6 protein-coding genes are annotated in these 7,471 nt (G+C 64.9%); 4 read left to right on the top strand and 2 right to left on the bottom strand.

All coding sequences use genetic code 11. From position 1 onward, the window contains the following. Window positions 1-194: GcrA family cell cycle regulator (locus tag HUK82_RS12895; protein ID WP_218061588.1), on the top strand; the 194-nt coding region annotated here is incomplete at its 5' end. Window positions 195-312: 118 nt separating this feature from the next. On the opposite strand, the gene HUK82_RS12890 is transcribed toward HUK82_RS12895, so the two are convergent. After that, window positions 313-978 carry a bactofilin family protein gene (locus tag HUK82_RS12890; RefSeq protein WP_246495034.1) on the bottom strand — a complete coding sequence of 222 codons (666 nt, stop codon included), beginning with the start codon at window positions 976-978 and terminating at the stop codon, window positions 313-315. A gap of 317 nt (window positions 979-1,295) precedes the next feature. Between HUK82_RS12890 and HUK82_RS12885 the strand changes: the two genes are divergently transcribed. Both HUK82_RS12885 and HUK82_RS17210 read left to right on the top strand, forming a co-directional pair. Further along, the gene (locus tag HUK82_RS12885) at window positions 1,296-2,294 is read left to right on the top strand and encodes an adenosine kinase (protein WP_176614347.1); all 999 of its coding nucleotides are present in this window, start codon (window positions 1,296-1,298) and stop codon (window positions 2,292-2,294) included. 780 nt (window positions 2,295-3,074) lie between these two features. Continuing rightward, window positions 3,075-3,326 (top strand): hypothetical protein, encoded by a 252-nt coding sequence (locus HUK82_RS17210; RefSeq protein ID WP_212647806.1) that lies wholly within the window; start codon window positions 3,075-3,077, stop codon window positions 3,324-3,326. A gap of 249 nt (window positions 3,327-3,575) precedes the next feature. Here HUK82_RS17210 and typA read toward each other — a convergent pair whose 3' ends face one another. Continuing rightward, window positions 3,576-5,396, bottom strand: a complete 1,821-nt coding sequence (gene typA / locus HUK82_RS12875) for a translational GTPase TypA (RefSeq protein WP_176614346.1) — start codon at window positions 5,394-5,396, stop codon at window positions 3,576-3,578. A 231-nt stretch (window positions 5,397-5,627) separates the two neighbouring features. Here typA and aspS point away from each other — a divergent pair, with 231 nt between their 5' ends. Then, window positions 5,628-7,424 (top strand): aspartate--tRNA ligase, encoded by a 1,797-nt coding sequence (aspS, locus tag HUK82_RS12870; protein WP_176614345.1) that lies wholly within the window; start codon window positions 5,628-5,630, stop codon window positions 7,422-7,424. Window positions 7,425-7,471: the final 47 nt, after the last annotated feature.

The raw sequence follows: 7,471 nt of genomic DNA, 5'->3' as shown, positions 1-7,471 counted from the left end.
CGCCGCTGCGCGCCGTGTCGACCTCGGCGCCCGCCCGTCGCAGTGGCTCAAGCTGCTGCTGGCCGCTTGGCGAGCCCGGCACGAAGGGCTTCCATTTCTGTGGGGCGACCCCCATCCCGGGCAAACCCTACTGCGTGGAGCATGCGCAGCTTGCCTACGTCAAACTTCGCGATCGTCGCGACAACGTTGCCTGACGGCCGCGGTTCATGTGTCCCCGGATGACGGGGCGGATATGAAAAGGGGCCCATCAGGGCCCCTTTTTTCGTTCCGATGATCCGGGCGGTGAACCGCCCGGGTCGTTTGGTCCGGGTCTTACTCCGACGTGACGGGTTCGGCGTTGGCGGACGGAGCGGACACGGTGTCGGTCAGCGGAGCGCGCACCGGGGTGTCGGTCATCATTTCGAGCTGGCCGCTGACCTGTCCACCATCCTCGACCTGAAGGCGGCGGCACTTCGCCTTGCCGATCAGGCGCCCGGACGCACGGATCGTCAGACTGCCACGAACCGTCAGCGTACCGTCGATCGTGCCGGCGAGTTCGGCGTCTTCGACCTCGACAGCCCCGCGGAACACGCCGCCCTGTGCGACAGAGAGCTCGGTTGCGTGGATGAGGCTTGATTCGACCGTACCTTCAACGACAAGGCGCTCGGCGTCCTGAACGGTGCCCTGGACGGAGATGCCGCGGCCGACGACCAGCGTGCGACGCTCCGTCGTGTCCTTGCGCACGGTCGTGGCTCCGGGTGCACGCGGGGCGGTCGGTGCCGTCGGCGCCGTGGGAGGGGTGGGCGAGGGGGGGAAAGGAGCGCGACCCATGGCTGTTGTATCCTTCGGGCTGTCGGTTGTGAGAGAGGAAGACGGCGTCGCGCTCGCGTCAGGGGCGGACGCATTGGGTCGGGTCGGGAAGATCGATGCTGAGGGCGGCCCTTTTGCCGCCGAGCCGGACGTCGCCTTATCGCTTTCCGGAGTGCGTCGTTTGAACAAGAGAACCCCGCTATCGAGACATCATGCAGGCTAGTCGCCGCGTCGTGAGGACGCAGTCGGCCTGGGGGCCCGGGATGAGCGCCGCCTGTCAGCGGACACATCCGGACATGCTTCGGATTACACGCTTGTCTCGTGCCGGGACAAGCGCGTGACCGCACCATCGGGCAAAAAAGGGCGGCCATTGCGGTGCCCCGTCGCCGATGATAGCCACACGCCAGACCTCGGGGACAATCGTGTCGATTTGACGGCAGGATGACCGCGGTGTGGCAAAATGTAATCGGGGTTGGGGCACCGGCCCTGAACAGGAGAGCGCGCGGATGCGGCAAGACGGCACGACTTACGATCTCGTATGTATCGGCAATGCGATCATTGATGTGATCTCGCCGGTGTCGCCGGATGTTCTCCGGGCGCAGGGCATGAATGTCGGGGCGATGACCCTGGTCGACCGCGAGCGCGCCCATGCCCTTCATGCCCTGGTCGAAACCGCGCAGGAAACGGGTGGCGGCTCGGCGGCCAACACGGCGGTAATCGCCGCGCGCATGGGCAGTGCGACGGCCTATCTGGGCAAGGTTGCCGATGACTCCTCCGGTCGCGCATTCGGCGCCGACCTGCGTGCGTGCGGCATTCACTTTCCCTCCGCCCCGCTGGCGGCCGGCGCTGGCGAGGGTGCGACGACGGCGCGGTGTATCGTGCTGGTCACGCCAGATGGGCAGCGCACGATGAACACCTATCTGGGGGCGTGTGTTCACTTCTCGCCCGAGGACGTCGTCGCCGACGTGGTCGGCCGGTCGCGCGTGACCTACCTCGAAGGCTATTTGTTCGACCCGCCGCACGCGCAGGACGCGTTTCGGCACGCGGCGGCCCTTGCGCATGAGGCGGGGCGCGAAGTGGCGTTGTCGCTGTCCGATCCGTTCTGTGTCGGGCGGCACCGTGCGGCGTTTCACGCCCTGGTGGACGGGCATGTCGACCTTCTGTTCGCCAACGAACAGGAAATCTGCGCGCTGTACGAGACGGATGATTTCGCGGAGGCCGCCCGTCAGGCGGCATCATACACAGCCTGCGCGGTCCTGACGCGGGGTGAAGGCGGCAGCGAGATCTGGTCGCGCGGCCAGTGCGTTCGTGTCCCGGCAGCGCCGACGACGGTTGTGGACACGACCGGCGCGGGTGATGCTTATGCGGCCGGTTTCCTCGCCGGCTGGACGCGCGGCAGACCTTTGGCGGAATGCGGCAGGCTGGGTAGCGTCGCCGCCGCCGAGATCATCTCGCATTACGGCGCACGGCCGCTTGCCGATCTGTCGAACGAACTGGGGCGCTAAGGGACGCGGTGCACGCCGCCTGTCTGCGGCGTGCACGATAATCCGGGGGCGTCCCGTCGTGCGTGGTCGGCTTTTAATACTGTGGTCGACGCCGTCTCTCGTGACGAATGAGAACCGGCCGGACGCGGCGGGACGACGTCATGTCCCCGCGCCAGAGATGCGGCGGGCCGTGGCCACCGGGTCCATGTGAGTGATTTGATACTGATACCGACACGATCGGGGACCGTTGGTGACGGTATAAAAAAGAGTGGAGCGGTGGAGGTGGATCTTATTCGTCCCATGGTCGCAAAGACCGGCAAGACGCTCGATCCCGGTAGTCCTCCTGTCGATGCGGAGATGGTTGAGACCGTCTGCGTCCCGGCGGCAGAAGCCGTCAGAGGATGTCGGGCTGAACCGTTACAGGTCCTGCCCTGTTCCTTGAGGTGATCGCCGACGACTTCTAAAACGGGCCAATGCTCTGATGAGCATGTCAGGGCGGAGACGCGTCTGCTTCACATACGGCGTGAGGGAGAAATGTGCAGGCTCTGCGGTCAAGAGCGATTATTCGCCGCTTTTGTGAGAGTCGGTGATTTTCCCGACCTACGCATCGACCCGGCCCAACGGACGCGAAAGCCGGCCTCGCCAGTCGCCGTCATGTAACACTGCACACCAACCTCGCGAATTATCCCGTCACCCGTGCAATGACGGACGGGCATGTAAACTCCGAGCTCGTGACGCTTGATTTCCGCGGTCCCGCCGAGGCCCATCGTGGTTTCAAGCCCATGTTGCGTGAAGGTGCTTATGATCGCGGAGAACTTGCCATTGTCACGTAGTTGCAGGCGAACGTGTACGGCAAGCCGTCCGTGCATTTGCCAGCACTTATCTCAGGACGCTTCCAGCATCATTGCGCGGGTTTTCAATCAACGGTTCGACCTGAAGCCGGAGGATATTGAAGCACAGCGTGTCGGCGTCCGCAGCTACGCACAGACGACCGACCTGCGGGTGCGCGAGATTTTCCGGATGATCGCGGAAAGCCGCGAACAGACCGAATGAGGTGTGCCCGACCCGTTCTCGACTATCGGGCTGGAAGCGAACCGCAAAAGGCTTCAGCTGGCCGCCGATTGGGCGTTCGAGCTGAAGATCATTTCCCCCAAGATGGGATGTGGACGAACTGTTCGACGATACGACAGCCTGACCGGGCGGAGCGAAGCGGGGTCAGGCCAGCGCCCGGCAGGCTTGGCGCGATCGGGAGGTGCAGTCGTAAAGTGAAACACCGCCCCGAGGGGCGGTGTTTGTTCAGTATCAGGATGAGGCCTTGCTCTTCTCGTGGCGCTTGCGCTCGTGCGGGTCGAGGTAGCGCTTGCGGATGCGCACGGCCGATGGCGTGACCTCGACCAGTTCGTCGTCCTCGATATAGGCAATCGCCTGTTCTAGCGACATCTTGCGCGGGGGCGTCAGAAGCAGGGCCTCGTCCTTGCCGGCGGCACGGATGTTGGTCAGCTTCTTTTCACGAACCGAGTTCACTTCCAGATCGTTTTCACGCGAGTGCTCGCCGATGATCATGCCGACATAGACTTTCTCGCCGGCGTCGACGAACAGCGTGCCGCGATCCTGCAGCGAGAACAGCGAATACTGCGTCGTCGCACCGTCTTCCGACGAGATCAGCGATCCGTTGCGACGGCCCTCGATCACGCCCACGTGCGGCTGGTAGCCGGCGAACAGGCGGTTCATGATGCCCGTGCCGCGCGTATCGGTCAGGAATTCGCCATGATAGCCGATCAGGCCACGCGACGGGATGATGAACGTCAGACGCACCTTGCCGCCACCGGACGGACGCATATCCTGCATCAGGCCCTTGCGGAGCGACATCTTCTCGACCACCACGCCCGAATAGGGCTCGTCCACATCGACCAGGACTTCCTCGAACGGCTCGGTACGCTCGCCGGCCTCGTTCGTCTGGAACAGCACGCGCGGGCGGCCGATGGTCAGCTCGAACCCTTCACGGCGCATGGTCTCGATCAGAACGCCGAGCTGGAGTTCGCCACGGCCCGCGACCTCGAACGCCTCGCTCTCCGGGCTTTCGGTCACCTTGATGGCGACGTTACCTTCGATTTCCTTGAACAGACGGTTGCGGATCTGGCGCGACGTCACCTTCTTGCCCTCACGACCGCCCAGCGGGCCGTCATTGAGGCGGAAGGTCATCGATAGGGTCGGCGGATCGACCGGTGTTGCCTTCAGGGCCTCGGTCACTTCCGGGGCTGCGATGGTCTCGGGAATGGTAGCCTCGGACAGACCGGCGACCGCGACGATGTCGCCCGCCTCGGCTTCCTCTACCGGCACGCGGTCAAGGCCACGGAACGACAGCAGCTTGGTCAGGCGGCCCGTCTCGACGACCGAGCCGTCCGGACGCAGGACGCGCACGGGCATGTTCAGTTTCGCGCGACCCTGTTCGACGCGACCGGTCAGCACGCGGCCGAGGAAGTTGTCGGCCTCGAGAATCGAGGCGACCATGGCGAACGGCGCATCCTTGTCCAGCTTCGGGGCGGGCACGTGGCGCAGCACCAGGTCGAACATCGGCGACAGGTCCTTGCGCGGCCCCTCGAGCTCCAGATCGGCCCAGCCCTGACGGCCCGAGGCGTAGAGCATCGGGAAGTCGAGCTGGTTTTCGTCGGCGCCGAGCGACGCGAACAGATCGAAGATCTCTTCGTGCACCTCGTCGGGGCGGGCGTCCTGACGGTCGATCTTGTTGACGACGACGATCGGGCGGATGCCCCGCGCCAGTGCCTTGCCGACCACGAACTTGGTCTGCGGCAGAGCGCCTTCGGCCGAGTCGACCAGAACGATCGCGCCGTCCACCATGCTCAGGATACGCTCGACCTCACCGCCGAAATCGGCGTGGCCCGGCGTGTCGATGATGTTGATGCGCGTGCCTTTCCAGACAACCGACGTGCACTTGGCCAGAATCGTGATCCCGCGCTCGCGCTCGAGGTCGTTGCTGTCCATGGCGCGCTCGGCCACATGCTGGTTCTCGCGGAATGAGCCGGACTGTTGCAGCAACTGGTCAACAAGCGTCGTCTTGCCATGGTCGACGTGCGCGATAATCGCGATATTACGGATATCCATACGAAAAGACCTGATTTCCTTCGGCGTTCGCGCGCCCGCCACGCGCAACAGCGCGCTCCGAACCGCAGACAGAGTTTCGCGCGCTTGATAGAGCGAACGCGCGGCAAATGCACGGGGAAACTTCCTCCCATGCCCGCGACGGCCCCGGAAAGGGCATGGGTCGCTTGACAGTGGGGGGTGGCCTCGGCTTTGTCCCAAGGTTTCCCTCGCCGTCTTGTTCAGGATACCAGCATGCATCCCTATCGCACCCACAGCTGCGCGGCCCTTCGCGCCAGCGACGCCGGTCAGACCGCGCGCCTTTCCGGCTGGGTGCACAGCAAGCGCGATCATGGCGGCCTTCTGTTCATCGACCTGCGCGACAATGCCGGCATTACCCAGATCGTCATCCCCTCGGGTGCCGACGTGCTCGAGACCGCCGAACGCGTGCGCGTCGAAAGCGTGATCACCGTCACGGGCGAGGTCGTCCTGCGCGAGGACGGCACCCGCAACCCGCAGCTGGCCACCGGCGACATCGAGGTCCGCGCGCGGGAGATCACGGTGCAGTCGATGGCCGCCGTGCTGCCGTTCCAGGTCGCCGGGCACGAGAGCTATCCCGAGGATCTGCGCCTGAAGTACCGGTACATCGATCTCCGGCGCGAGAAGATGCACCGCAACATCATGCTGCGCTCCAACGTGATCACTAGCCTGCGCCGTCGCATGATCGACCTGGGTTTCACGGAGTTCCAGACGCCCATCCTGACCGCGTCCTCTCCGGAGGGGGCCCGCGACTTCCTGGTGCCCGCGCGCCTGCATCCGGGCAAGTTCTATGCGCTTCCGCAGGCGCCGCAGCAGTTCAAGCAACTGGCGATGGTCGCGGGCTTCGATCGCTATTTCCAGATCGCGCCGTGCTTTCGCGATGAGGCCGCGCGCGCCGACCGCAGCCCGGGCGAGTTTTACCAGCTCGACTTCGAAATGGCGTTCGCGACGCAGGAAGAGGTGTTTGCGACCCTGGAGCCGGTGATGGAAGGCATCTTCACCGAATTCGGGGGCGGCCGCGTCGTGAGTGCCGCGCCGTTCACGCGCATCCCGTACGCAGAGGCCATGGCGGTCTATGGTTCCGACAAGCCGGACCTGCGCAATCCGCTACGGATCACGGATGTCACGGTACCGTTCGCGGGGTCGGGCTTTGGCCTGTTCGCCCGGATCGCGGCTGATGGCGGTCAGGTTCGTGCGATCCCCGCACCGGGCGCGGGCGATCGTCCGCGCGGATTCTTCGACAAGCTCAACGGCTGGGCGCGCGAAAACGGCGCCGGTGGTCTGGGCTACATCATTTTCGACGAGGACGGCGGCAAGGGACCGATCGCCAAGAATCTCGAGGCTGACCGCGTGTCCGCGATCCGGGAGGCCTGCGGGCTGAAGGCCGGCGATGCCGTTTTCTTCGCGGCCGGCAAGGGTGACGAGGTTGCGAAGTTCTCCGGCCTCGTGCGGACGAAGATCGCCACCGAACTCGATCTGATCGAAAAGGACGCTTTCCGGTTCTGCTGGATCACCGACTTCCCGATGTTCGAGCGTAACGAGGATACGGGCGCGATCGATTTCTCGCACAACCCGTTCTCGATGCCGCAGGGTGGTCTGGAGGCCCTGAACACGCAGGACCCGCTGACCATCAAGGCCTATCAGTACGATATTGTCTGCAACGGTATCGAACTGTCGTCGGGCGCCATCCGGAACCACCTGCCCGAGGTGATGATCCGCGCGTTCGAGATCGCGGGCTATCCTGAATCCGAGGTCGAGGCACGCTTCGGCGGCATGCTGAACGCGTTCCGCTACGGAGCGCCCCCGCATGGCGGTTCGGCCCCCGGCGTGGACCGTATCGTCATGCTGCTGGCGGATGAGCCGAATATCCGCGAGGTCATCCTCTTCCCGCTCAACCAGCAGGGCGAAGACCCGATGATGGGGGCGCCCGCGACCGTGCCGCCCGCGCGCCTCAAGGAGCTGTCTCTGGCCCTCGATCTGCCCAAGCCCAAGCCCGCGGCGACGAAGGCCTGACCCGGCGGGTGCCGGGCGTATCGGGCACGATGAGGCGCGCACGTCGG

Origin of the sequence: Ameyamaea chiangmaiensis, from assembly GCF_013376175.1 — a bacterium.
In the GTDB taxonomy this organism is placed as follows: domain Bacteria; phylum Pseudomonadota; class Alphaproteobacteria; order Acetobacterales; family Acetobacteraceae; genus Ameyamaea; species Ameyamaea chiangmaiensis.
The sequence above is the reverse complement of the archived record's forward strand: the minus strand, read 5'-3'. Positions and strand labels throughout refer to the sequence as shown.

What these genes read in the sequence shown, in the direction of transcription:
- HUK82_RS12885 (WP_176614347.1), top strand. Translation starts at nt 1,296, where the DNA reads ATGCGGCAAGACGGCACGACTTACGATCTCGTATGTATCGGCAATGCG.
- aspS (WP_176614345.1), top strand. Translation starts at nt 5,628, where the DNA reads ATGCATCCCTATCGCACCCACAGCTGCGCGGCCCTTCGCGCCAGCGAC.
- typA (WP_176614346.1), bottom strand. Translation starts at nt 5,396, where the DNA reads ATGGATATCCGTAATATCGCGATTATCGCGCACGTCGACCATGGCAAG.
- HUK82_RS17210 (WP_212647806.1), top strand. Translation starts at nt 3,075, where the DNA reads ATGATCGCGGAGAACTTGCCATTGTCACGTAGTTGCAGGCGAACGTGT.